This is a genomic window from Actinoplanes sp. NPDC004185 (assembly GCF_053603475.1).
This window is the reverse complement of the sequence record NZ_JBSGFR010000016.1, coordinates 60,283-83,141: the sequence shown is the minus strand read 5'-3', so window position 1 is coordinate 83,141 and position 22,859 is coordinate 60,283. Positions and strand designations below refer to the sequence as shown.

General features: G+C 70.4%; 22 protein-coding genes and 1 pseudogene. 9 read left to right on the top strand and 14 right to left on the bottom strand.

All coding sequences use genetic code 11. The annotated features are described in order from the left end of the window. The first annotated feature begins 69 nt into the window (after positions 1 to 69). Positions 70 to 1,065, top strand: a complete 996-nt coding sequence (locus ACWEOZ_RS18350) for a cation diffusion facilitator family transporter (RefSeq protein ID WP_451911961.1) — start codon at positions 70 to 72, stop codon at positions 1,063 to 1,065. A gap of 10 nt (positions 1,066 to 1,075) precedes the next feature. Further along, positions 1,076 to 2,158 carry a DUF3866 family protein gene (locus ACWEOZ_RS18345; protein WP_451911869.1) on the top strand — a complete coding sequence of 361 codons (1,083 nt, stop codon included), beginning with the start codon at positions 1,076 to 1,078 and terminating at the stop codon, positions 2,156 to 2,158. 117 nt (positions 2,159 to 2,275) lie between these two features. Here ACWEOZ_RS18345 and ACWEOZ_RS18340 read toward each other — a convergent pair whose 3' ends face one another. Genes ACWEOZ_RS18340 through pafA form a run of 3 tightly spaced genes read right to left on the bottom strand, consistent with a single transcriptional unit; the run spans position 2,276 to position 4,396 of the window. Next, positions 2,276 to 2,782, bottom strand: coding sequence for an O-acetyl-ADP-ribose deacetylase (locus ACWEOZ_RS18340; protein ID WP_451911868.1), 507 nt, complete (start codon positions 2,780 to 2,782; stop codon positions 2,276 to 2,278). 10 nt (positions 2,783 to 2,792) lie between these two features. After that, positions 2,793 to 3,014: a hypothetical protein gene (locus tag ACWEOZ_RS18335; RefSeq protein ID WP_451911867.1), complete on the bottom strand. Its 222-nt coding sequence runs from the start codon at positions 3,012 to 3,014 to the stop codon at positions 2,793 to 2,795. 23 nt (positions 3,015 to 3,037) lie between these two features. Continuing rightward, positions 3,038 to 4,396 carry a Pup--protein ligase gene (gene pafA, locus ACWEOZ_RS18330; RefSeq protein ID WP_212989214.1) on the bottom strand — a complete coding sequence of 453 codons (1,359 nt, stop codon included), beginning with the start codon at positions 4,394 to 4,396 and terminating at the stop codon, positions 3,038 to 3,040. A gap of 128 nt (positions 4,397 to 4,524) precedes the next feature. On the opposite strand from pafA, the gene rfbB reads away from it, so the two are divergent. Next, positions 4,525 to 5,499 carry a dTDP-glucose 4,6-dehydratase gene (gene rfbB, locus ACWEOZ_RS18325; RefSeq protein WP_451911866.1) on the top strand — a complete coding sequence of 325 codons (975 nt, stop codon included), beginning with the start codon at positions 4,525 to 4,527 and terminating at the stop codon, positions 5,497 to 5,499. 176 nt (positions 5,500 to 5,675) lie between these two features. On the opposite strand, the gene prcA is transcribed toward rfbB, so the two are convergent. The 6 genes from prcA to arc form a co-directional block, all read right to left on the bottom strand. Further along, entirely contained in the window at positions 5,676 to 6,533 is an 858-nt protein-coding gene (prcA, locus tag ACWEOZ_RS18320) for a proteasome subunit alpha (RefSeq protein WP_451911865.1), read from the bottom strand. Positions 6,534 to 6,631: 98 nt separating this feature from the next. After that, positions 6,632 to 7,471 carry a proteasome subunit beta gene (gene prcB, locus ACWEOZ_RS18315; RefSeq protein WP_451911864.1) on the bottom strand — a complete coding sequence of 280 codons (840 nt, stop codon included), beginning with the start codon at positions 7,469 to 7,471 and terminating at the stop codon, positions 6,632 to 6,634. Next, positions 7,390 to 7,656, bottom strand: a complete 267-nt coding sequence (locus ACWEOZ_RS18310) for an endonuclease VII domain-containing protein (protein WP_451911863.1) — start codon at positions 7,654 to 7,656, stop codon at positions 7,390 to 7,392. The genes prcB and ACWEOZ_RS18310 overlap by 82 nt, the downstream gene beginning before the upstream one ends. A 306-nt stretch (positions 7,657 to 7,962) precedes the next feature. Continuing rightward, entirely contained in the window at positions 7,963 to 8,178 is a 216-nt protein-coding gene (locus ACWEOZ_RS18305; RefSeq protein WP_106124861.1) for a ubiquitin-like protein Pup, read from the bottom strand. A gap of 95 nt (positions 8,179 to 8,273) precedes the next feature. Continuing rightward, positions 8,274 to 9,791, bottom strand: coding sequence for a depupylase/deamidase Dop (gene dop, locus ACWEOZ_RS18300; protein ID WP_451911862.1), 1,518 nt, complete (start codon positions 9,789 to 9,791; stop codon positions 8,274 to 8,276). A gap of 175 nt (positions 9,792 to 9,966) precedes the next feature. Beyond that, entirely contained in the window at positions 9,967 to 11,745 is a 1,779-nt protein-coding gene (gene arc, locus ACWEOZ_RS18295; protein ID WP_451911861.1) for a proteasome ATPase, read from the bottom strand. 175 nt (positions 11,746 to 11,920) lie between these two features. Here arc and ACWEOZ_RS18290 point away from each other — a divergent pair, with 175 nt between their 5' ends. After that, a complete protein-coding gene (locus ACWEOZ_RS18290; protein ID WP_212989209.1) occupies positions 11,921 to 12,214 on the top strand; it encodes a ferredoxin in 294 nt (97 codons plus the stop codon). A gap of 57 nt (positions 12,215 to 12,271) precedes the next feature. On the opposite strand, the gene ACWEOZ_RS18285 is transcribed toward ACWEOZ_RS18290, so the two are convergent. The 3 genes from ACWEOZ_RS18285 to ACWEOZ_RS18275 all read right to left on the bottom strand — a co-directional run bounded on the left by ACWEOZ_RS18285 (position 12,272) and on the right by ACWEOZ_RS18275 (position 14,988). Next, positions 12,272 to 12,862, bottom strand: coding sequence for a hypothetical protein (locus ACWEOZ_RS18285; protein ID WP_212989208.1), 591 nt, complete (start codon positions 12,860 to 12,862; stop codon positions 12,272 to 12,274). Positions 12,863 to 12,937: 75 nt separating this feature from the next. Then, complete coding sequence (locus ACWEOZ_RS18280; protein ID WP_451911860.1) at positions 12,938 to 13,903, bottom strand: tRNA (adenine-N1)-methyltransferase; 966 nt, start codon at positions 13,901 to 13,903, stop codon at positions 12,938 to 12,940. A 14-nt stretch (positions 13,904 to 13,917) separates the two neighbouring features. Further along, a complete protein-coding gene (locus ACWEOZ_RS18275) occupies positions 13,918 to 14,988 on the bottom strand; it encodes a M50 family metallopeptidase (protein ID WP_451911960.1) in 1,071 nt (356 codons plus the stop codon). A 170-nt stretch (positions 14,989 to 15,158) separates the two neighbouring features. Here ACWEOZ_RS18275 and ACWEOZ_RS18270 point away from each other — a divergent pair. From ACWEOZ_RS18270 to ACWEOZ_RS18260, 3 genes and pseudogenes are all read left to right on the top strand, one after another. Further along, positions 15,159 to 15,494, top strand: a pseudogene (locus ACWEOZ_RS18270) (RecB family exonuclease); the annotation flags it as partial. Next, positions 15,477 to 16,445 carry a RecB family exonuclease gene (locus ACWEOZ_RS18265; protein ID WP_451911959.1) on the top strand — a complete coding sequence of 323 codons (969 nt, stop codon included), beginning with the start codon at positions 15,477 to 15,479 and terminating at the stop codon, positions 16,443 to 16,445. The pseudogene ACWEOZ_RS18270 and the gene ACWEOZ_RS18265, both read left to right, overlap by 18 nt. Positions 16,446 to 17,281: 836 nt before the next feature. Beyond that, on the top strand, positions 17,282 to 17,911 hold the full coding sequence (locus tag ACWEOZ_RS18260; RefSeq protein WP_451911958.1) for a LuxR C-terminal-related transcriptional regulator: 630 nt from the start codon (positions 17,282 to 17,284) through the stop codon (positions 17,909 to 17,911). 48 nt (positions 17,912 to 17,959) lie between these two features. On the opposite strand, the gene ACWEOZ_RS18255 is transcribed toward ACWEOZ_RS18260, so the two are convergent. Together ACWEOZ_RS18255 and ACWEOZ_RS18250 are read right to left on the bottom strand one after the other, a co-directional pair. Beyond that, positions 17,960 to 18,757 (bottom strand): DUF4097 family beta strand repeat-containing protein, encoded by a 798-nt coding sequence (locus ACWEOZ_RS18255; protein WP_451911859.1) that lies wholly within the window; start codon positions 18,755 to 18,757, stop codon positions 17,960 to 17,962. Between the two features lie 29 nt (positions 18,758 to 18,786). Beyond that, on the bottom strand, positions 18,787 to 19,275 hold the full coding sequence (locus ACWEOZ_RS18250) for a hypothetical protein (protein WP_451911858.1): 489 nt from the start codon (positions 19,273 to 19,275) through the stop codon (positions 18,787 to 18,789). 191 nt (positions 19,276 to 19,466) lie between these two features. Between ACWEOZ_RS18250 and ACWEOZ_RS18245 the strand changes: the two genes are divergently transcribed. Both ACWEOZ_RS18245 and ACWEOZ_RS18240 read left to right on the top strand, forming a co-directional pair. Further along, the gene (locus ACWEOZ_RS18245) at positions 19,467 to 20,234 is read left to right on the top strand and encodes an ABC transporter ATP-binding protein (RefSeq protein ID WP_451911857.1); all 768 of its coding nucleotides are present in this window, start codon (positions 19,467 to 19,469) and stop codon (positions 20,232 to 20,234) included. Then, positions 20,234 to 22,783 (top strand): ABC transporter permease, encoded by a 2,550-nt coding sequence (locus tag ACWEOZ_RS18240; RefSeq protein ID WP_451911856.1) that lies wholly within the window; start codon positions 20,234 to 20,236, stop codon positions 22,781 to 22,783. Before ACWEOZ_RS18245 ends, ACWEOZ_RS18240 begins: the two co-directional genes overlap by 1 nt. Positions 22,784 to 22,859: the final 76 nt, after the last annotated feature.

The window sequence follows — 22,859 nt, the reverse complement described above, 5'->3', positions numbered from 1 at the left end:
CCTGCCACCGGTCCCCCACTCACCGAGCCCGACGACCACCTGCCGCTCGGCGTGGCGGGCGGCTCGGCCCTGCCCGCACCGGCGGAGCCCGGCGGCCCCACGCAGTCGCCGGACGACGAGGGCAACGAGAGCGTCGGCACCGTCGTCGTGGCCGGCCTGGCCAACCTGGCCATCGCCGCGGCCAAGCTGGTCGCGGGCATGTTGTCGGGCTCGGCGGCCATGCTCTCCGAGGCCGCGCACTCGCTCGCCGACACGGTCACCGAGGTGTTCCTGTTCGTCGCGCTGCGCCGCGGCACGAAGGAACCGGACGAGGAACACCCGTTCGGGTACGGCAAGGAGAGCTTCGTCTGGGCCTTCATCGCGGCCCTGTTCACCTTCATCGGCGGCGCGGGCTTCTCGATCTACCACGGTGTGACGACCATCATCAGCGGCGAGCACAGCGGTGACTTCCTGGTGTCGTACATCGTGCTGGGGGTGTCGTTCCTGGCCGAGGGTACGTCGTTCCTCAAGGCGCAGCGGCAGGTGACCGGGGAGTCGAAGCGCTGGGGCATCAGCCGCCGGCGGTTCCTGCGGCTCACCTCGGACACCACGGTCAAGGCCGTCTACTTCGAGGACTCGGCCGCCCTGATCGGCCTGATCCTGGCGGCGTCCGGCATCGCGCTGTCCCAGATCACCGGGGCCGAGCTGTGGGACGGCCTGGCCTCGATCGCGATCGGCCTGCTGCTGCTGGTGGTCGCGACCGTGCTGGCCCGCGCGAACGTGTCGCTGCTGGTCGGCCGGGCGGTGCCGCGGCGCATGCACAACCAGATCGCCGACGACCTGGCCGGCATCCCGGTGGTGACGGCGGTCCCGACGCTGCTGACCATGCAGCTGGGCCCGGGCGCGATCCTGGTGGCGGCCAAGGTCGACTTCAACGACGACGTCAGCGGCGCGGAGATCGAGGCGGCGTCGGACGAGGCCGAGCGCCGGCTGCGGGCCCGCTACCCGGGCATCCAGTACGTGTTCCTGGACCCGACGCGCGGCCAGGGCGGACGCAACCACCGCGACGGCGGAGTGGACATATAGGGTCGCCGCCATGGTGCGCTGGCGATCAGGAACGGTGTCCGCGGTACGACGCGAGTGGCGCGGCGCCGTCGAACTCGACGTGACGACGGACGAAGGTCCGCTGCGGGCCCTGGCCTATCCGGCCCTGACCGGTACGCCGGAAGCCGGGGACCGCGTCCTGCTGAACGTGGGCGCCCTGGTCATGGGCCTCGGCACCGGCGGCTACGCCCTGGTGGTGGCGCTCCCCGACCGGCTGCCACCGGATCCGCCGTCGACCGGCACCGACCGCGACGAGGGCCACCTGGTCAAGGCCCGTTACACCCCGCTGCAGCCGATCCTGCTGGGCGTCGACGAGGAGGCGTCCCCGCACCGCGAGGTGATGGCGGCCGCGGAAAGCCTGGACGGCATGCCGGTGGTGACGGCGGACCTGCACTCGGCTCTGCCGGCGGTGCTGGCGGGGATTCATGCGGACCGCCCGGACGCCAAGGTCGCCTACGTGATGACCGACGGCGGTGCCCTCCCGGCCTGGTTCTCCCGCACCCTGGACGGCCTGCGCGACCACCTGGCCGGCACGGTGACCACAGGCCAGGCGTTCGGCGGCGATCTGGAGGCCGGCACCCTGCACACCGGCCTGCTGGCAGCCCGGCACGTCCTGTCGGCGGACGTGACCATCGTGGCGCAGGGCCCGGGCAACCTCGGCACGGGTACGCCGTGGGGCTTCTCCGGAGTGGCTCTGGGCGAAGCGATCAACGCCATCGTGGCCCTGCAGGGCACACCGGTGGGCTCCCTGCGCATCTCGGACGCCGACGGCCGCACCCGCCACCGCGGCGTCTCCCACCACAGCCTGACCGCGTACGGGAAGGTCGCCCTGGTCCCGGCGGACCTGGTGATCCCGGACGACCTCCCGACCGACCTGGCCAGAGCGGTGGACGACGCCCTGGCGCCACTGACGATCCTGCACCGCCTGGTCCACGTGGCGACCGACGGCCTGGACGCGGCGCTGCTGGCCAGCCCGGTCCGGCTGTCCACGATGGGCCGTGGGCTGACAGAGGACCACGCCTATTTCGTGGCCGCGGCGGCGGCGGGCCGTCACGCCGCCACGCTCATCCCCTGACCGTGGTTTCGCGCGCAGCGCGGAAGGGTGACCCCGCACGGACCTGGCAATCGGCGGGAGCGACGGTCAGCGCCATGCAACCAGGCACGACCTGATCTTGATCTCGGTCCTTGATATTCAGCGTGCGCTGAGCGCCGCCCGCAGGATCTCCCCTGCTTCGGCGTCGAAGGCGACCAGCCGGACCGTCTCCACCGCCGTCGGGGTGTCCCTGATGGTGCACACCGCGATGCCCGCCGCTTCCTCGGCCGGAAAGCCGTAGACCCCGGTCGCGATCGCCGGGAAAGCCACCGTGCGCGCCCCGATGCGGTCGGCCTCGGCCAGCGAGCGCCGGTAGCACGAAGCCAGCACCTCGGCCTCGCCCTGGTCGCCGCCCTCCCAGACCGGGCCGACCGTGTGGATCACGTGGCGGACCGGCGGCGGCAGATCGAAGGCCGGGGTGGTCACCGCGTCGCCCGGATCGAGGGGTGCGAGCGCTGCTCCAGCTTCGGCGAGCCGCGGGCCGGCCGCGCGGTGCACGGCGCCGTCCACACCGCCGCCGCCGAGCAGGGATTCGTTGGCCGCGGTGACGATCGCGTCCACGGCTTCGGTGGTGATGTCCGCGACGACGATCTCGATGTGCGCCATGACCCCTCGCTCAGGCGGAGTAGACCAGGTAGGCCCAGCCCACCACGATCACGACCAGGATCACCGTCAGCACCCAGGTCGGAACCAGGTGGTCGCCGTGGCGGGCCTGGTGCACCTCGGCCCGGATCTTCTCACGGCGGCGCGCCACGAGGCTCGGCTTGACCTCTTCGACCGCCTCGTCCGGCTTCTGGCCGGCGGGCTGCTGGTCGGGCTCGGGCACTGGTGTCGTCATGGCCCGACCAGCCTACCGTCCGCTCACATGCTGGCGATGAGGCGCTCCACCCGCTCGTCGTAGGCCCGGAACGGGTCCTTGCACAGGACCGTGCGCTGGGCCTGGTCGTTGAGCTTGAGGTGCACCCAGTCGACGGTGAAGTCGCGGCGCTTCTCCTGGGCGTGCCGGATGAACTCGCCGCGCAGGCGTGCGCGGGTGGTCTGCGGCGGCGTCTCCTTGGCCTCGAAGATCTCGAGGTCGTTGGAGATGCGGTCGACCTGCTTGCGCTTCTCCATCAGGGCGTAGAGGCCGCGGCCGCGGCGCACGTCGTGGTACGCCAGGTCGAGCTGCGCGATCCGCGGGTGCGACATCGGCATCTCGTGCTTGGCCTGGTACCGCTCGATCAGCTTGTACTTCGACACCCAGTCGATCTCGCGGGACACCGGGTCGAGGTCGCCGCTCTCGATCGCGTTGAGCACCCGGCCCCACAGCTCGACGACGCGCTTGGCGGTCGGGTCGCCGCCGCGGCGCTCGACGAACTCGGTCGCCTTGGCCAGGTATTCCTGCTGGATCTCGAGCGCGCTGACCTCTTTGTTGTTGGCCAGGCGGATCTTGCGGCGGCCGGTGATGTCGTGCGACACCTCGCGGATGGCCCGGATCGGGTTCTCCAGCGACAGGTCGCGCATGACCACGCCGGCCTCGATCATCCGCAGCACGATGTCGGCGCTGCCGACCTTGAGCAGCGTGGTGACCTCATTCATGTTGGAGTCGCCGACGATGACGTGCAGGCGCCGGTAGCGCTCGGCGTCCGCGTGCGGCTCGTCGCGGGTGTTGATGATCGGGCGGCTGCGCGTCGTCGCGCTGGAGACGCCCTCCCAGATGTGCTCGGCCCGCTGTGAGAGGCAGAAGACCGCACCGCGCGGGGTCTGCAGCACCTTGCCGGCGCCGCAGATCAGCTGGCGGGTGACGAGGAACGGGATGAGCACGTCGGCGAGGCGGCCGAACTCGCCGTGCCGGCTCACCAGGTAGTTCTCGTGGCAGCCGTACGAGTTGCCGGCCGAGTCGGTGTTGTTCTTGAACAGGTAGATCTCACCGGCGATGCCCTCGTCGTGCAGGCGCTTCTCGGCGTCGACGAGGAGACCTTCCAGGATCCGCTCACCGGCGCGGTCATGGGCGACCAGGTCGGTGACGGAGTCGCACTCGGGGGTCGCGTACTCGGGGTGGGAGCCGACATCGAGGTAGAGGCGGGCACCGTTGCGGAGGAAGACGTTGCTGGACCGTCCCCAGGACACCACTCGGCGGAACAGGTAGCGGGCCACCTCGTCCGGCGACAGCCGCCGCTGTCCCCGGTAGGTGCACGTGACTCCGTACTCGGTTTCGAGGCCGAAAATTCGCCGTTCCATGACGAAACACTAGCCGCACCGGGGGCATTCGCGGCAGTGACAACGCGCCCTTTCACGAGTGCTATCTGTCATGATCGTCCGTGAAGATCAACTCCCAGGCCCTGGACCTGCGGATACACTCCCGCTTGATGAATCTTCTGGTCACCGGCGGCGCCGGCTTCATCGGCTCCCACTTCGTCCGCAGCGCGCTCACCGACGCACTGCCGGGCCTGGAGGGTGCCCGGGTCACGGTCCTGGACAAGCTGACGTACGCGGGCAACTTCGCGAACCTGGGCCCGGTCGCGGAGAGCAAACGCCTCGACTTCGTACCCGGAGACATCACCGACACGGCCCTGATCGAATCAGTGCTGCCCCGCCACGACGCGGTCGTGCACTTCGCGGCCGAATCCCACGTCGACCGTTCGATCCGGGCGGCCGCGGAGTTCGCCATGACCAACGTGGTCGGCACCCAGGTCCTGCTCGACGCGGCCCTGCGGCACGGCACCAGCCGCTTCGTGCACGTCTCCACGGACGAGGTCTACGGCTCGATCAGCACGGGCGCGTGGACCGAGCGGTCGCCGGTGGCGCCGAATTCCCCGTACGCGGCCACCAAGGCAGGCGCGGACCTGCTGGCGCTCACGTACCACCGCACCCACCAGCTGCCGGTCGTGGTGACCCGCTGCGCCAACAACTACGGGCCGTACCAGCACCCCGAGAAACTCATCCCCCGGTTCGTCACGAACCTGCTGGAGGGCCGCACGGTGCCCCTGTACGGCGACGGGCAGCAGGTGCGCGACTGGGTGCACGTCGACGACCACTGCCGGGGGACGGCGCTGGTGCTCTCGGAAGGCAAGGCCGGCGAGGTCTACCACATCGGCGGGAACCGGGAGCTGACGAACCGGGAGCTGAGCGGGATGCTGCTGGAGGCCTGCGGAGTGGGCTGGGACCGGGTGGAGCTGGTCGAGGACCGCAAGGGCCACGACCGCAGGTACGCACTGGACGACGAACGGATCCGGCAGGAGCTGGGGTACCGGCCTCGGATGGATTTCGAGGCAGGGCTGGCGGAGACGGTGCAGTGGTACCGCGACAACGAGGACTGGTGGCGTCCGCACGTCATCGATTGAGTCCCGGGCCGTGCGGGTCGAGCCTGCCCGAGTCCCGCCATGCCGTCGGCTCGACCTCAGCGCCACCGGCAGTCAGCCGGCATCAGGGCCGGCCGGTCGCTCCGGGCCGAGCCCGGCCGCTCCCCGAACCCAGCCACGGTGCGGCAAGGCAGGGGTGCGGCCGGTAGCCGATCAGCTCAGGAACCGTCGCCGTTGGTGTCGTCGGCCGGCTCGGCCGGGTCCGCCTCGGGCTTGCCCTCCAGGTTGACCGAGGCAGCCGAAACCGTCGGCTTGTCCTCAGCCGGCGCCGGCGGGGCCACGTCGCCCGCCTCGCCGACCTCCTTCTCCGGCTCGTCCTTGCCGCCCTCGAGCAGCGTGGTCAGCGCCGCCCCCGAGATGCGGCGGAAGGTGCGGCCCTTGCGGTTGCGGTCCAGGACCGCCACCTCGAGCTGGGAGGCGCCCAGCGTACGCGGGGTGCCGTTCTCCCCGCCGACGCTGGCCAGGCCCTCGACCGCCAGCGCCAGCGCGGTCTGCAGGTCCGCCGCGACGTCGTGGCGTGACTTGAGCACCGTCGAGATGGCCTCGGCGGAACCGCCCATCGCCATGAAGCCGGGCTCGTCCTGCACCGAGCCGTCGTAGGTGATCCGGTAGAGCTCGTCGGCCTCCGGGGTGATGCCGACCTGCGCCACGCAGATCTCCACCTCGTACGGCTTCTGCGTCTCGGAGAAGATCGCACCCAGCGTCTGGGTGTAGGCGTTCGCCAGCGCACGGCCGGTCACGTCCCGGCGGTCGTAGGCCAGCCCGTTCAGGTCGGCCATCCGCACGCCGGCCCGGCGCAGGCTCTCGAACTCGTTGTAGCGGCCGACCGCCGCGAAGCCGATCCTGTCGTACAGCTCGCTGATCTTGCGCAGCGAGGTGAGATTCTCGGCGACCAGCAGCACGCCGCCCTCATAGGTGAGGACGACGGCGGAGCGGCCGCGGGCGATGCCCTTGCGGGCGTACTCCGAGCGGTCGCGCTGGACCTGCTCGGGTGAGGCGTAGAACTGCATGGCCACGGGTGGCAACTCCTTCGAAGACCGGGATGGCGGGCTGGCTGCGAGAACCGCCGGATACGAACTGACCTGGGTTTTCCGCAGCGGGTTGGCTCAGGCGGTCAGCCGCCCGGGTTCTCCATCCGTCCGGCGACCACTTGCTCGGCCACCGCGTTGATCTCGGCCTCGGTCAGCCGGTGGGTGCTGTCCGCCGTCGCGGTCATCACCACCGGGTAGATCTTGCGGGTCAGGTCGGGGCCACCGGTGGCGGTGTCGTCATCGGCGGCGTCGTAGAGCGCCTCGACCGCGAGGCGGATCGCGTCCTGGGTGCTGACGCCGGGACGGTAACGCTTCTTCAGCGCCGACTTGGCGAACAGCGAACCGGAGCCGATCGCGTCGTAGCCGGTCTCCTCGTAGAGGCCGCCCGCGACGTCGAAGCTGAAGATGCGCCCGACCTTCGACGGGTCGGACGGGGACAGGTCGAAGCCCGCGAACAGCGGCACCACGGCCAGGCCCTGCATGGCCGCACCGAGATTGCCGCGCACCATGGCGGCGAGGCGGTTGGCCTTGCCGTCGAGGGACAGCATGGTGCCCTCGATCTTCTCGTAGTGCTCCAGCTCGACCTGGAAGATGCGCATCAGCTCGATGCCGATGCCGGCCGTGCCGGCGATACCGATCAGCGAGTACGCGTCGGCCGGGTGCACCTTCTCGATGTCCCGGCTGGCGATGAGGTTGCCCATGGTGGCACGCCGGTCGCCGGCCATCACGACGCCCTCGGCGGTGGCGATGGCGACGATGGTCGTGCCGTGCGGCGCGATGTCGGCGGCCATCCCCGGCGGCAGCGGCCGGCGACCCGGCAGCAGCTCGGGGGCCGCTTGGCTCAGGAACTGCGTGAAGGAGGACGTCCCCGCATTGGTGAACACATCTGGAAGACGCCCGGATGGATCAAAACCCGCTGCCACGTGGTTCCTTTCAGATACGTAATAGCTTCGGCGAGGAACACCGGGTTGTCCCGGAACTGCCCCAGGCCGCCGTTGCAGTTGAAGCACAGTATCCCGCGAACCCAGCCGGTGCGGTGATCGTGATCGACGTGTTGAGGATCAGGGGCGCCGCAGATCGCACAGACGCCTCCCTGCCCCGCGAGCATCTCGTCGAACTCCGCCTGGCCGACGACTGGCGCTCGCCCGGGTACGGGCGAACGCCGTCAGTGGCTTGACCGTCTCGCAGTCGGGGCACCACTTCGATCCATTGGGCACCGGCACCGGCGCTCGCCGCTGCGCGGAGATCCCACGCCGCCGCCGGCTCGCCTCTGACCGCTCAGCGGCGCACCGCTTGCAGGAGTAGGCCAGGCCATTGGGCCGCCGGCGGTTGGAATGGAATTCAGAGCGCGGCAGCTCTCGCCGGTACTGAGGACAGAGCACACTATCCAATTCCCCCGAATCGGACATATCGCTCACTGGCCGCCTTTTTGTACATAGCCGCGCACGAATTCCTCGGCGTTTTCTTCGAGGACCGAGTCGATTTCGTCGAGCAGGTCGTCGACGTCCTCGGTGATCTCGGCGTGGCGTTCGGCAACCTCAGGGTTGGCCTCGGTGGTGACGTCCTCGATCTCCTCGTCGCGCTTGCCCTTGCCGGACTGCGACTGACCGCCGGTGTCTCGCGTTGCCATGGCTGTCCCCCTTCATGACCCAACCGCTTCGGGTTGGGAAAAACTTACCTCGCGGGTCCGACAGAAACGCCCGTCGGCACACGGGCGTTTCCCCGTCAACGGCTCGTGATCACCTCGAGCAGGTCCTTCGCGGTGTCGCACTTGTCGAACAGGGCGCCGACGTGCTTCCTGGTGCCCCGTTCGGGCTCCATCATCGGGACGCGCACGAGCGATTCGCGGCCCACATCGAAGATCACGGAGTCCCAGCTGGCCGCAACCACTTCGGACGCGTACCGGGCCAGGCACTGGCCGCGGAAGTAGGCCCGGGTGTCCTCGGGCGGCTCCACCATCGCGCGGCGGGTCTCGTCGTCGTCCAGCAGCGTCTTCATCGAGCCGCGGGCGACCAAGCGGTGGTACAGGCCCTTCTCGGTCCGGACGTCGGAGTACTGCAGGTCGACCAGCTGGAGCTTGGGCGAGGACCAGGTGAGGTTCTCGCGCTCGCGGTAGCCCTCCAGCAGGCGCAGCTTGGCCACCCAGTCGAGCTGGTCGGAGAGCTGCATCGGGTCGCGGCCGAGCTGGTCGAGGACGTCCTCCCAGCGCTGCAGGACGTCCGCGGTCTGCTCGTCCATGTCCGAGCCGTAGCGCTCGTCGCAGAACGCCTTGGCGCGCTCGTAGTAGGCCCACTGCAGGTCCAGCGCCGTGAGCTTGCGGCCGTCGCGCAGGCGCATGAGGTGCTTGAGCGACGGGTCGTGGCTGACGGCCTTGAGCTCGGAGACCGGGTCGGCGATGCCGAGCTCGCCGGTGAACACCTTCTCCTCGATCATGTTGAGGATGAGGGCGGTCGTGCCGACCTTGAGATAGGTGGAGATCTCGGAGAGGTTGGCGTCGCCGATGATGACGTGCAGCCGGCGGTACTTGTCCGCGTCCGAGTGGGGTTCGTCGCGGGTGTTGATGATGGGCCGCTTCAGCGTGGTCTCCAGGCCGACCTCGACCTCGAAGAAGTCGGCGCGCGAGGAGATCTGGAATCCGGAGCCGCTGCCGTCCTGGCCGATGCCGACGCGGCCGGCGCCGCAGAAGATCTGCCGGGTGACGAAGAACGGCGTCAGGTGGGCGACGATGTCGGCGAAGGGCGTCTGGCGGCGCATGAGGTAGTTCTCGTGCGACCCGTACGAGGCGCCCTTGTTGTCGGTGTTGTTCTTGTAGAGCTGGATGCGGTGGGTGCCGGGGATCGTGGCGGCGCGCCGGGATGCCTCGGCCATGACCCGTTCGCCGGCCTTGTCCCAGCGGACGATGTCCAGCGGGTTGGTGCATTCCGGGGTGCTGTACTCCGGGTGGGCGTGGTCGACGTAGAGGCGGGCGCCGTTGGTCAGTATCACGTTGGCCAGGCCGAGGTCCTCGTCGGCGAGCGCGTCGGCCGGGTCGTACGCGGCACCCGAGTAGGTGAATCCGCGGGCGTCGCGCAGCGGCGACTCCTCTTCGTAGTCCCACCGGGCGCGGCCGCCGCGGTTGAGCTCGGGTCGGGCTCCGTAGGCGTTGACCACCTGCGAGGAGGTGACCATCGGGTTGGCGCCGGGCTGCCCGGGCACCGAAATGCCGTACTCGACCTCGGTACCCATGATTCGTCGAACGCTCATGCTGCCACCCCACCCGCCACTGTGCTGCCGTTGCCCATGTATCGAGCCTAGACGCTTCTCTGTCCGTACTCGCACCCGCACGTGCGCACCAGAACACGCAGGGTAGAGATGCACAACGCGGACGAGGGGGCGCGTCGTAGCGCCTCCCCGCCCGCGTCGGGCGTTGCTCGGCTTCCTACAGGTACTGACCGGTGTTGCTGGCCGTCTCGATGGAGCGGCCGGCCTCTGCGCCCTTGCCGCCGGAGACGAGCGTACGGATGTAGACGATCCGCTCGCCCTTCTTGCCGGAGATGCGGGCCCAGTCGTCGGGGTTGGTGGTGTTGGGCAGGTCCTCGTTCTCCCGGAACTCGTCGACGCAGCTGTCGAGCAGGTGCTGCAGTCGGAGGCCCTTCTTGCCGGAGGTGAGGAACTCCTTGATCGCCATCTTCTTGCCACGGTCGACGATGTTCTGGATCATCGCGCCGGAGTTGAAGTCCTTGAAATAGAGGACTTCCTTGTCACCGTTGGCGTAGGTGACCTCCAGGAAGCGGTTCTCCTCGGTCTCCGTGTACATCCGCAGGACGACGGCCTCGATCATCGCGGCGACGGTGACATCGCGGTCGCCGCCGTGCTCGTTGAGGTCGTCCTCGCTCAGCGGCAGGCCGCTGAGGATGTACTTGGCGAAGATGTCCTTCGCCGCCTCCGCGTCCGGACGCTCGATCTTGATCTTCACATCGAGGCGGCCGGGGCGCAGGATCGCCGGGTCGATCATGTCTTCCCGGTTGGAGGCGCCGATGACGATGACGTTCTCCAGGCCCTCGACACCGTCGATCTCGCTGAGCAGCTGCGGGACGATGGTGTTCTCCACGTCGGAGGAGACGCCGGAGCCACGGGTACGGAAGATCGAGTCCATCTCGTCGAAGAACACGATGACCGGCGTGCCTTCGCCGGCCTTCTCCCGGGCCCGCTGGAAGACCAGGCGGATGTGCCGCTCGGTCTCACCCACGTACTTGTTGAGCAGCTCGGGTCCCTTGATGTTGAGGAAGTAGCTGGTGTGCTTCTCCTCGCCGCGCCGCTCGGCGATCTTCTTCGCGAGCGAGTTGGCGACCGCCTTGGCGATCAGGGTCTTGCCGCAGCCGGGCGGGCCGTAGAGCAGGATGCCCTTCGGCGGGCGCAGCTGGTGCTCCCGGAACAGGTCGGCGTGCAGGAACGGCAGCTCCACCGCGTCGCGGATCTGCTCGATCTGCGAGTGCAGACCACCGATGTCGGTGTAGTCGACGTCCGGCACTTCCTCGAGGACGAGCTCCTCGACCTCGCTCTTCGGGATGCGCTCGTACGCGTACGCCGAGCGCGGCTCGATCATGAGCGAGTCGCCGGCCCGCAGCTTGGAGACCTGCAGCGAGTCGGCCAGGTGGACGATCCGCTCCTCGTCGGCGTGCGAGATGACCAGCGCCCGGTCGCCCGGACCACCGGCGGGGTTCTCGAGGACCTCCTTGAGCAGGACGACCTCGCCGACCCGCTCGTAGCCGAACGCGTCGACCACGTTGAGCGCGTCGTTGAGCAGGACTTCCTGCCCGCGCTTGAGGTCTTCGACCACGAGCGACGGCGAGACCGCCACCCGCAGCTTGCGGCCCCCGGTGAAGACATCGACGGTGCCGTCCTCGTGGGCGGCCAGGAAAACGCCGTAGCCGCTGGGCGGCTGGGCGAGCCGGTCAATCTCTTCTTTGAGAGTGACGATCTGGGATCGGGCTTCCTTGAGGGTCGCCACGAGCCGGTCGTTGTTCTCGGTCAGCCGGGCCAGCTGCGCCTGCGTTGCCGCGAGCCGTTCCTCGAGCTGCCGGACGTGTCGGGGGCTCTCGGTCAACTTCCGCCGTACCAGAGCGAGTTCTTCTTGCAGGAACGCAACCTGGCTGGAGAGATCGTTGGCCTCTTTCTCCCAACGTGCGGCGCCTGACGCCTCGTCGCTACGTGCCACGTCCCACCTCCCCGGGGGCTCGAACGTCTTGGGGATAACACTAGCCGCTACCGGCCGGATTTCGACCCATGCAACACCCTCGTCACTGAACCTTGATCGATCGGGCCCGTGGGGTGCACCGGGTGGTCAGGGGGTTCGGGTACCGTCGGAGCGGGCTAGTTGGGGGAGGTGAGCGGTGTCGACACAGACCGACACGGACGAGCTCGAGGTCTGGGTGGATCAGGACCTGTGCACCGGTGACGGGTTGTGCGTGCAGTACGCACCCGAGGTGTTCGAGTTCGACATCGACGGCCTCGCGTACGTCAAGGACAGCGCCGGTGAGCTGCTGCAGAGCCCCGGAGTGCGCACCGGGGTGCCGGCCCGGCTGCACCTCGAGGTGATCGACGCGGCCAAGGAGTGCCCGGGCGATTGCATCCACGTGGTGCGCTCGCGCGACGACGTGGAGATCGCCGGCCCGGACGCCGACTGATCGTTTTCCACCATCCCGCCGGGCCCGATGAAGATCGGCCCGGCGGAGCGGGAAATGTCACAACGTCGGGCGGCCGACCAAAGATGCGACAACCCGGGAGAATTCCTCCAAACGGGCAATCTGCCCGGGACCGCCGTCGTCGAGGGTCTTGCCGAAGCGCAGCGCGTCGTGCCGCAACGCGGCCCGGCCCTCCTCCTCGGCCATGCCGGGCGGCGGCACCGCGTCGTCCACGGAGCTCAGCAGCAGATAGACGTCGATACTGTCGACCCGGGCCTGCCCGGTCGAGGTCCGGGTGAGCCGCCGGCGGCATCCCACCTCGGTGACGGTCGACAGCGGCACCACCCGCAGCGACGAGGTCATCGAGCCGACCGGCCCGTCGCCGGGCGCCACGTCCTCACCGTGCCACAGCACCAGCCGACTGCCGTCACAGATGACGACCTCCTGCCAGACGCCGTTGACCTCGTTGACGAAGCGCTCCAGCGTGAAACAGAGCACCGAGGCCCCGCGCAGCACCCCGAACAGGGCGTCGAGCGCCACCTCGGGGTCGCGCAGATAGGCCCGGGCGGCCGAGTCCAGATCCTCGTACGGCGACCAGTCGGGAAAAACCGCCGGCATCTCGTTGCTGCCACCGAACGGCGGAGAACTCATCGCGCCCACCCGTTCCCTCCGCTCTGAGAACCCATCGAAACCCGCGACGGAAACTACCGGATCCGTCCCGGTCCGTCACACCCCGGTATCGTCATCCGTCTCCGCGCGTTCGGCCGCCAGCGCCGCCTGAGCGGCCCTGCGCAGCGCGTACGCCTCGGCGCCCTTGCTCGGCTTGCGGCGCCGCGGCGGCGCCGTCACGCCGGGGGCCAGTTTGCGGGCCGAGACCAGGAACGCGGTGTGCGCGATCATCCGGTGGTCCGGGCGCACGGCGAGGCCCTCGGCGTGCCAGTCGCGCACCAGCGACTCCCAGGCCCGGGGCTCGGTCCAGCCGCCGCGCTCCCGCAACGCCTCGACCAGCTCCGACAGCTGCGGGGTCGTGGCCACGTACCCGATGAAGACGCCGCCGGGGATCAGCGCCCGCTCGACCATGTCGAGGGCTTCCCAGGGGGTCAGCATGTCGAGGACGATCCGGTCGAAACCGGTCCCCTCGGCCTGCGCGACATCGCCGGAGTGCAGGTGCCACGCGGGGTGCGGGCCACCGAAGAACGCCTCGACGTTCTTGCGGGCGATCGCCGCGAAATCGTCACGCAGCTCGTACGAGTGCAGCTCGCCGCTGCTCCCGACCGCCCGCAGCAGCGAGCAGGTGAGCGCGCCCGACCCGACGCCGGCCTCCATGACCTTGGCACCCGGGAAGATGTCGGCCATGGCGACGATCTGCGCGGCGTCCTTGGGGTAGATGACCTGCGCGCCGCGCGGCATGGAGAGCACGTAGTCGGCCAGCAGCGGGCGCAACGCGAGGTAGGCGGTGCCGCCGGCGGAGACCACGACGCTGCCGTCGGGCAGCCCGATCAGCGCGTCGTGCGCCAGGGCGCCGCGATGGGTGTGGAACTCCTTGCCGTGTTCCAGCACGATCGTGTGCATCCGGTTCTTGGGATCCGTGAGCTGCACACGGTCGCCCTCCCGGAACGGCCCGCGATGGGCGGGCACGGGCTCGTCGACGACTCTGGTGCTGTCTTGCACGGTCACTGATCGCTCTCTCATCTTCCGCGGACTGGCTATCTCGGTGCTGGCCGGCGGCCCGCGCGGCGCGGCTCCAGCAACTGGGCCAGGTCCGCGACGTGCAGCACGCCGACGACATCCTCCCCGGAGGTGACGACGTACTGCGCACCCGGGTGGGCCTGCACCGCCCGGACCACCTGCTCGCCGGTCAGTCCGAGCGGCAGAGCGGGCACCCGGCCGAGGTCACGCGCGACGGTGTCGACCGCCACCCAGGGCCGTCGCTCGGCGGGCACGGCAGCGGCGCCGGCGGCGTCCACCAGCGCGACGAGCCGACCGCCGGCATCGGCGACGGCCAGGGCATCCCCGGCCCGGTCGGCGGCACCAGCTTGGCGCTGGGCCTCGGCCAGCGGCGTTCCCGACGGTACGGCGAAAAGCGGCCGCGCGAGGGTCCGCAGGTCGACGAGGGGGAACCGCCGGGTCATCCGCGCGAGCCGGATCGACTGACCGGCGCCCTGCCACAACGTGAAGGCCACCAGCATGATGAACAACAGTCCGAAAACGGTCAGCAGCTGCAGCCAGTACAGGGTGAGCACGGCCATGCCGGTGAGCACGGCGATGCCCCGCCCGGCCCAGGCGGCGAACTCGGTGGCTCTGTGCCGGTCCTTGAGCAACGCCCACAGCCCGGCCCGCAACGCCCGCCCACCGTCGAGGGGCAGGCCCGGCAGCACGTTGAAGATCGCCACGAGAACATTGCTGACGGCCAGCTGGAAGGCGATCTCACCGGCGACGGTCCGGTCGGGCAGCGCGAACGCGGCGGCCGTGGCGGCAGCGCCCAGCACCAGGGAGACGGCCGGGCCGGCCAGCGAGACCAGCGCGTCGACCCGCGGCGAAGGGGCGTCACGGTCCATCTCCGTGTAACCGCCGAGCAGCTCCAGCGTGATCCCGCGCACACCGATCCCGTACCGCCGGGCGGTCAGGGCATGACCGAGCTCGTGCAAGAGCACAGAACCCAGAAGACAGACCACAAACCCGAAACCGATCGCGTACGCGTACGGCGCGACGAGTCCGAGCTCGGCCTCCACGTACCCGCCGTACACGACGGTGACCAGCACCGCGAGCAGCAGCATCGAAGGGTTGAGATGCACCGGGATGCCCAGCACCCGCCCGACCACCCGGCCCGGCCGCCGGGCGGGGCGGGTCTGCTGCACGCCGTCGTCCACACGACGATGCTACGGACCGCGCCTGAGAGGTCCCTGCCGCGGCGGTTTCGTCGTACCCCTCCCCTAGCCTTACCCCCATGACGGCAGAAACGGTTTTGTCCCCTTCCGCGGATCCGCAGCCGCAGCCCGGCTCCGCTCCCGGCCGGGGGGAGCGCCACACGGGGCCGTCGCTGTCGCCGTCGCGCGCGGCGGATTTCAAGACCTGCCCGCTGCTGTTCCGGTTCCGCACGATCGACCGGCTGCCGGAGAAACCGACGCCTGACCAGGTGCGCGGCACACTGGTGCACGCGGTGCTGGAGAGCTTGTTCGACCTGCCGGCGGCCGAGCGGACACCGGCAGCCGCGGCGGCGCTGGTGGCGCCTTCGTGGGCGCGGCTGCTTGAGGAGGAGCCGGCTTTGGAGGCGCTCTTCGCCGAGACCGTCGCCACCCCGACACCCGCCGGCGCCGTTTCCGCCAGCCTCGTTTCTCCCGGCGCCGCTTCTGCCGGTGCCGCTCCTGCCGGCGCCGCTCCTGGCAGCGCCGCTCCTGGCAGCGCCGCTCCTGCCGGCTCGGCCGACGGCGGTGCCGTGTCGGTCGCCGCGCTCGGCGAATTGCCGCCTGAGGCTGCTGCGGCGTCTGCGATCCCCGATCCGCCTGCTGCTGCAAAAGCTGCCAGCACCGCGCCGGTGGCTCCCGGAGCTGCTGACATGACTCCCGCGGCCATGACTCCTGCGGCTCCTGCACCTGCCGGAGCAGATCCTCTTCCCGGGCTCGAGTCCGCCGGCGAAGCAGAACGGATCGCGGCGTTCCTCGCGGGCGCGGGCGACCTGCTGGCCGGCTACTTCGCGGTCGAGGACCCCCAGCGCCTGGAGCCCGCGGAGCGCGAAAGCCTGGTGTCGACCCTGGTCGACGACGAACTCCTGATCCGCGGCTACATCGACCGGCTCGACATCTCCCCGGCCGGCGACCTCCGCGTGGTCGACTACAAAACCGGCGGCGCGCCCCGCGAGGCCTTCGAGGGCCGGGCGCTGTTCCAGCTGAAGTTCTACGCACTGGTGCTGTGGCGCACCCGGGGCGTGGTGCCACGGGTGCTGCGCCTGCTGTACCTGAAGGACGCCGAGATCTGCGACTACAGCCCGGACGCGGCAGAACTGGAACGCTTCGAACGCACCCTGGTGGCACTGTCCCAGGCAATCGAACGGGCGAAGCAGGACAAGGATTTCCGACCGAAGCCCAGCAAGCTGTGCGGCTGGTGCAGTCACCAGGCGTTCTGCCCGGAGTTCGGGGGCACCCCGCCGCCGTACCCGGAGCCCCTGCCGGAGCCGGTTACCCAGACCGAGACGGAGGACGACGCCATCTCGCTGCCGGTCCCCCGCCAGTCCTGACCCCCAAATCAAGCCGAAGCGGCGTGATCACTCCGGCAAGCCGCCCGGTGGTGCCGCCAGGTGATGCCGTCCGGCGCGACCGCCCAATGCAATTCACCCGGCGTCGCCCGGGCCTGCCCGGCGGTCCTGGCTGTCCGGCGGTCCTGGGCCGGCCGGCGCGGTTCCGCAGCGTGTTCGGCACGATGCGGTCCATCCAGCGCAGCCCGCCCCACGCAGCAACCCGGCGCGGTTCCGCGGCGCTCGCGCCAACGCAGCCCTACCGGAGCGGTACTGCGGCGCTCGCCCCAACGCAGCCCTCCCGGAGCGGCACTGCGGCGCCCTCCGCCCAACGCTACCCACCCGGCGCAATTCCGCGGCGTTCCGCCCAACGCGGCTATCCGCTCAGCCAGCCCAACGCGGCCCACCCGGCACGGTTCCGCGGCGCGCTCCGCCCAACGCGGCCCATCCGCTCAGCCCCCCACGCGGCTCGCCCGGCATGGTCCCAGCCCGCCCGGCACGCCGCCCGCCCAGCGCGATTCACCCGATCCAGTTCGCTCAACGCAGCCCGCCAGCCCGACCCGCCCGGTGCCACCCGCGGTCTTTCCGAAGCGTCGCGTCACCGACGAACTACCCCAAGCACACCCCGTGGCCAGCGCGTCCGAAGGATGACACGTCGGGGCCGTGATCACGGCACGATCCCCTAGGGTGGGCGCGGGGCCGACACGGCCCCGAGCAGAACGGCCGAATGATCAAGGCCGGCGGAGCGGAGAGGCAAAGCGGTGACGGGGGTCAACGGCACGGCTCCGGCCCTGGCGAACGGGCGCCCGGTGCGGGTCCTGCTCGTCGACGATCAGCCGATGCTGCGGTCCGGGCTGCGGATGGCCCTCGCCGGCAGTGGCGGCGTCTCGGTTGTCGGTGAGGCCGGTGACGGGCTCGAAGCCGTCGATCTCTCGCGGCGTCTGCTGCCCGATGTCGTGCTCATGGATCTGCGGTTGCCTCGGCTCGACGGGCTGGCTGTGACGCGTGCGATCGTCGAGTCCGGGTTGCCGGTCCGGGTGCTGATTCTGACCACGTACGACGCTGATGAGCAGGTCACCGGGGCGGTCGCGGCCGGGGCGATGGGTTACCTCTGCAAGGACGTGCCACCGGCCGAGCTGGTTGCTGCCGTCCGTACCGTCGCGGCCGGGGGCGCCGTGGTGGCGCCGGCGATTCTGGCCCGGCTGCTCACCCGGCTGGCCGAGGCTCTGCCCGCACCGGCCACGACGGCGGCCGCGCCCGCGCTCAGGACGTTGACCGACCGGGAGCGTGAGGTGCTCGCCCACGTGGCCAAGGGACATTCGAACGCGGAGATCGCCCGGGCCCTCACGGTCAGCGAGACGACGGTGAAGACCCACGTCGGCCACATGCTGACGAAGCTCGGCCTCCGCGACCGCGTCCAGGCCGTCGTCCTGGCCTACGAAACGGGCCTGGTCCGCCCCGGCGGCTGACCACCAAGGGCCACGGCGCCCCAGGACCACCAACATCAACGGAGAGGGTCAGGCGGCGGCGCGCAGGTCGCCCATCGCCCGATGTACGTCGATGTCCCCGCTAGCAGTCCGGACCCGCAGCTCCAACGTCGCCTCCCGCGCCCCCTCCGCCGGCCCGCCGCCCATCGCCAGATCGCTCGTCGTTGATCCTGAGGCCGTGTTGAGGTCCAGCCAGACCCCGGTCCCCGCGGCCACCCCGACAGAGACGTCGCCGGATGCCGTCACCAAGCGGGTCTTGCCCCGGCTGACCACTCCCACCTCGACGCCGCCCGATGCCGTGCCCGCCTGCAGCGACCCGCCGACCCTGCGCAGCTCGATGTCCCCGCTTGCCGTGTCCGCCTTGACGTCACCGGTGACGTCACCGACTTTCAGGTCCCCGGACGAGCTGCTGATCCGCAGTGAGCCACCGACCCGGTTGACCGCCACCTCACCGCTGGCCGCCTTCAGCGACGCGTCCCCGGTGACCTCGTCGACGAAAACGTCCGCCGACGCGGCGTTCACTTGTGCGCTCGACCAGCGGCCGGTCGCGCGGACGTCGGCCGATGCCGACTTGGCGGCCAGTGCGCTGTCCAGCGGCACCCGGACCAGGACCCGGACCTTCGGGGTACGGCGCCAGTCCCACGTCGATTCCGGCGCGTGCACGACCAGCGTGTCCCCTTCGAGCGCCACCGTGAAGCGGTCCTCGGCGCCGTTCTCCGGCTGGATCTGCACCTGGATGCCGGGCCGGTTCTCGGCCACCAGTTCCGCCGTGCCGCGCTGCACGCGCAGGGACACCGTCACGGGGGTGGCGCGGTCGAACTCGTACATGTCTTTTCCCTTCAGGAAGAAAGAGCAGGTCAGGCTTGGGCGAAGCCGGTGATGCGCTTGCCGGGGCGGCCCCGGCGGGGTGGCTGGGCCGGGGTGCCGCTGGCCGCCGCGGTGACCGCGCGCACGAGCCAGGCGTTGACCGAGATGCCCTCGGCCGCCGCGGACTGCTCGACGTGGGTCTTGAGCGCTTCCGGCATGCGCAGGGTCAGCCGGGCGAGGTCACCGCTGTCGGGCGGTGGGGCCGGGGCCGGCTGCTGGTCGAGGTCGGGCTCGGCCGCCGGCTCGGTGACCACCAGGTCCGCGTCGCGGCCGCGGAGGCGGACGTCCACCACCGGTCCGTGCAGGCGGGTGGTGATCTCCGCCGCCGCGTCCGACAGCGCCTGCAGCAGCGCCAGCCGGGCTGACGCCTCCAGGGCGTGGCCGAGCAGGTCCGCCGCCCGGGTGGTCTCAGGACCACCCGGGGCCGCTGCGGCACTGAGGTCGCTGCGGAGCGATTCGAGGTACGGCGTCAGGTCCATGACACCAATATGACGTCACCAATGACGTCTTTCAACCGTCATCGTGACGCCAGGGGGTAACCCTGAGCGTTGTCTGGGTGGCACCCCCACCGAAATCTCCGCGTCGGGCTACACCGCTGGGCGGACGCTTCCGGCCACTCCCGCCGAAAGACTGAGCCGGACCACATCGAGCACGTTCTCCTGGGGGCACAGTGACAAGCACGGATTCCCGCGAACCGGCGGCCGCACGGGCCGACGAGGTCTGGAAGGTCTACGGCACCGGCGAGGCGCGGGTCGTCGCGCTGCGCGGCGTGAGCGCTGAGTTCGAACGCGGCAGGTTCACGGCCATCATGGGCCCGTCCGGCAGCGGCAAGTCGACCCTCATGCACTGCCTGGCCGGGCTGGACACGGTCGACCGCGGTGAGGTGCACGTGGGCGGCACCAAGATCACCGGCATGGGCGACAAGGCCCTCACCCGGCTGCGCCGTGACCGGGTCGGCTTCATCTTCCAGCAGTTCAACCTGCTGCCGACGCTGAGCGCGCAGGAGAACATCCGGCTGCCGCTGGACATCGCCGGGCGCAAGCCCGACCCGCAGTGGTGGGACATCGTCATCGACACGGTCGGTCTGCGGGACCGGCTCAGCCACCGGCCCAGCCAGCTCTCCGGCGGCCAGCAGCAGCGCGTCGCCTGCGCCCGGGCCCTGATCGGCCGGCCCGACGTCATCTTCGCCGACGAGCCCACCGGCAACCTGGACTCGCGGTCCGGCGCCGAGGTGCTGTCGTTCCTGCGGGCCAGCGTGCGCGAGCACAACCAGACCATCGTCATGGTCACCCACGACCCGGTCGCCGCCAGCTACGCCGACCGGGTGGTGTTCCTGGCCGACGGCGCGATCGTCGACGAGCTCACCGGCCCGACCCCGGAGACCGTCCTGGACATGATGAAGCGCCTCGACACGCACGCCGAACCGGTGATGCTCTGATGCTGCGCGCGACCCTGAAGAGCCTGCTGGCCCGTAAGCTGCGGCTCATCCTCTCCGGGCTCGCCGTCGTGCTCGGCGTCATGTTCGTGGCCGGCGCGTTCGTGGTCACCGACACCCTGAGCAAGTCGTTCGACTCGCTGTTCGCCAGCGCCTACTCGACCACCGACGTCGGCGTCACGGCCAAGCCCAAGGTCGAGGTCGCCGAGTTCGAGGGTGAAGAGGTCATCACCCCGCTGCCCGCGTCCGCCCTGGCCCAGGTGAAGGGCGTGCCCGGCGTGCAGAGCGCGACCGGGCTGGTCGACGCCGACGGCGCCCGGGTGATCGGCAGTGACGGCAAGGTCCTCACCTCGGTCGGCCCGCCGCGCATCGGCTCGGCCTGGACCGGCCCGGACGACCTGGTCCAGCTGCGCGAGGGCCGCGGGCCCACCGCCGACGACGAGTTCGCGGTCAACGCGACCGTGGCCAAGGCCGCCGGCATCAAGGTCGGCGACCGGGTCGGCGTGCTCACCCTGGAACCGAAGAAAGAGTTCACGCTGGTCGGCATCTACGGCTACAGCGGCAACCGGGACAGCCTCGGCGGCGTGCAGGAGGTGGCCTTCACCGAACCGGTGGCCCAGAAGCTGATGCTCGGCAAGACCGGGGTCTACAGCTCCATCCGGGTGCAGGCGCAGCCGGGCGTGACACCGGAAGCGCTGCGCGACCGGATCTCGGCCGCCCTCGGCGCCGGCTACGTCACCAAGACCGGGGACCAGCTCGCCGCCGACACCGCCGCGGACCTGCAGGCCGGGCTCGGCTTCTTCACCAACATCCTGCTCGGCTTCGCCGGCGTCGCGCTGTTCGTCGGGATCTTCCTGATCCTCAACACGTTCTCGATCATCGTCGCGCAGCGCACCCGTGAGCTGGCGCTGATGCGGGCGCTGGGCGCGAGCCGCCGTCAGATGATCGGCTCGGTGCTGGTCGAGGCGGTGGTGATCGGCCTGATCGCCTCGGTGCTCGGCCTGGCGGCCGGTGTCGGGGTCGGCGCGCTGCTGGCGTACCTGTTCAATTCCTTCGTCGGTGGCAGCATGCAGCTCGGCAGCGTGGGTGTGCCGGCCGCCGCGGTCATCAGTTCGTTCGTGGTCGGGGTCCTGGTGACCGTGGTCGCCGCGGTCCTGCCCGCGCTGCGGGCGTCGCGGATCGCCCCGGTTGCGGCCATGCAGGACGTCGCCACGCCGGACCGGCCGCTGACCAAGGTCAGCGTGGCCGGCGGCCTGGTGACCGCGGCGGGTGCGACCGCGCTGGGTCTGGGCCTGTTCGCCGACCTGGGCGACGCCACCCTCTGGACCATCCTGACCGGCGTCCTGGTCTCCTTCATCGGCATCGCGCTGCTCACGCCGCTGATCAGCCGTCCGGTCGTGTCCGGCATCGGCCGGCTCTTCTCCTGGTCGCTGCCGGGGCGCCTGGGCCGGCTCAACTCGGGCCGCAACCCGCGGCGCACCGCGATCACCGCGGCCGCACTGATGGTCGGCATCGCGCTGGTCACCGGCGTCACCGTGGTGATGGACTCGGCCAAGAGCAGCCTCAAGGCCGAGGCCGCGACGATCCTCAAGGCCGAGGTGATCATCAGCGGGGACCAGAACGGCCCGCGGCCGCCGGCCTACGACCCGGCGGTGCTGCGCGACACGGCGAAGATCCCCGGGGTACGGGCGGTCGCCGGCATCTGGAACGACCAGGTGACGATCGACGGCGAGAACCACTACGTGAACGCCACCGACAACGTGACCGCGCTCAAGGACGCGTTCGGCAACACCGCGGTGGGGATGCCGGACACCTTGCGCGACGACCAGCTCGCCGTCAGCGTGGAGGAGGCGCAGGACTACGGCTGGCAGGCCGGCACCAAGGTCACGCTCCAGCCGGCGCGCGGTGATCCCCGCCAGTACACGATCGTGGCCCTCTACCCGGAGGACAGCATGCCGGGTGACTACATGCTGCCCGTCGCCGCAGCCAAGGACTTCGGCATCACGCAGCCGACCATGGGCTTCGTGCGCCTCGCCGACGGCGTCGCCGTCAGCCAGGTGCTGCCGCAGATCAAGGCCCTGCTGGCGGACAGCCCCGAGGTGTCGGCGCAGGACGCGCAGGCGTTCGTGAACGAGCAGGCGGCCACCTTCGACACCCTGATCACGATGATCCAGATCCTGCTGGCGCTGGCCATCCTGATCGCGGTGCTCGGCGTGATCAACACCCTGGCGCTGTCGGTGCTGGAACGCACCCGCGAGCTGGGGCTGCTGCGGGCGGTCGGCCTGGGCCGGGCGCAGACGATGCGCATGGTGACGGTCGAGGCGGTGGTGATCTCCGTCTTCGGCGCGCTGCTCGGCGTGGTCGTCGGCGCCGGCATGGGTACGGCGGTGACCCGCGCACTGAAGAGCGACGGCATCACCGAGCTGGTGCTGCCGTGGGGCCGGATGGGCACGTATCTGGTGCTGGCCGCCCTGGTCGGGGTGATCGCCGCGGTCCTGCCGGCGATCCGCGCCGCCCGCCTCAACGTCCTGGGCGCGATCGCCCACGACTGAGCCCGACCGCCGAGCCCGCGCCGTACCAGGCGCGGGCTCGCGCGGTGCATGGGCCTCAAGCAAGGCGCGGGCCTCA

What these genes read in the sequence shown, in the direction of transcription:
- ACWEOZ_RS18345 (WP_451911869.1), top strand. Translation starts at nt 1,076, where the DNA reads ATGGTGCGCTGGCGATCAGGAACGGTGTCCGCGGTACGACGCGAGTGG.
- ACWEOZ_RS18340 (WP_451911868.1), bottom strand. Translation starts at nt 2,782, where the DNA reads ATGGCGCACATCGAGATCGTCGTCGCGGACATCACCACCGAAGCCGTG.
- ACWEOZ_RS18335 (WP_451911867.1), bottom strand. Translation starts at nt 3,014, where the DNA reads ATGACGACACCAGTGCCCGAGCCCGACCAGCAGCCCGCCGGCCAGAAG.
- pafA (WP_212989214.1), bottom strand. Translation starts at nt 4,396, where the DNA reads ATGGAACGGCGAATTTTCGGCCTCGAAACCGAGTACGGAGTCACGTGC.
- rfbB (WP_451911866.1), top strand. Translation starts at nt 4,525, where the DNA reads ATGAATCTTCTGGTCACCGGCGGCGCCGGCTTCATCGGCTCCCACTTC.
- ACWEOZ_RS18310 (WP_451911863.1), bottom strand. Translation starts at nt 7,656, where the DNA reads ATGCTCGCGGGGCAGGGAGGCGTCTGTGCGATCTGCGGCGCCCCTGAT.
- ACWEOZ_RS18305 (WP_106124861.1), bottom strand. Translation starts at nt 8,178, where the DNA reads ATGGCAACGCGAGACACCGGCGGTCAGTCGCAGTCCGGCAAGGGCAAG.
- dop (WP_451911862.1), bottom strand. Translation starts at nt 9,791, where the DNA reads ATGAGCGTTCGACGAATCATGGGTACCGAGGTCGAGTACGGCATTTCG.
- ACWEOZ_RS18285 (WP_212989208.1), bottom strand. Translation starts at nt 12,862, where the DNA reads ATGAGTTCTCCGCCGTTCGGTGGCAGCAACGAGATGCCGGCGGTTTTT.
- ACWEOZ_RS18280 (WP_451911860.1), bottom strand. Translation starts at nt 13,903, where the DNA reads ATGAGAGAGCGATCAGTGACCGTGCAAGACAGCACCAGAGTCGTCGAC.
- ACWEOZ_RS18275 (WP_451911960.1), bottom strand. Translation starts at nt 14,988, where the DNA reads ATGCTGCTGCTCGCGGTGCTGGTCACCGTCGTGTACGGCGGGTACGTG.
- ACWEOZ_RS18260 (WP_451911958.1), top strand. Translation starts at nt 17,282, where the DNA reads ATGCTGCGGTCCGGGCTGCGGATGGCCCTCGCCGGCAGTGGCGGCGTC.
- ACWEOZ_RS18255 (WP_451911859.1), bottom strand. Translation starts at nt 18,757, where the DNA reads ATGTACGAGTTCGACCGCGCCACCCCCGTGACGGTGTCCCTGCGCGTG.
- ACWEOZ_RS18250 (WP_451911858.1), bottom strand. Translation starts at nt 19,275, where the DNA reads ATGGACCTGACGCCGTACCTCGAATCGCTCCGCAGCGACCTCAGTGCC.
- ACWEOZ_RS18240 (WP_451911856.1), top strand. Translation starts at nt 20,234, where the DNA reads ATGCTGCGCGCGACCCTGAAGAGCCTGCTGGCCCGTAAGCTGCGGCTC.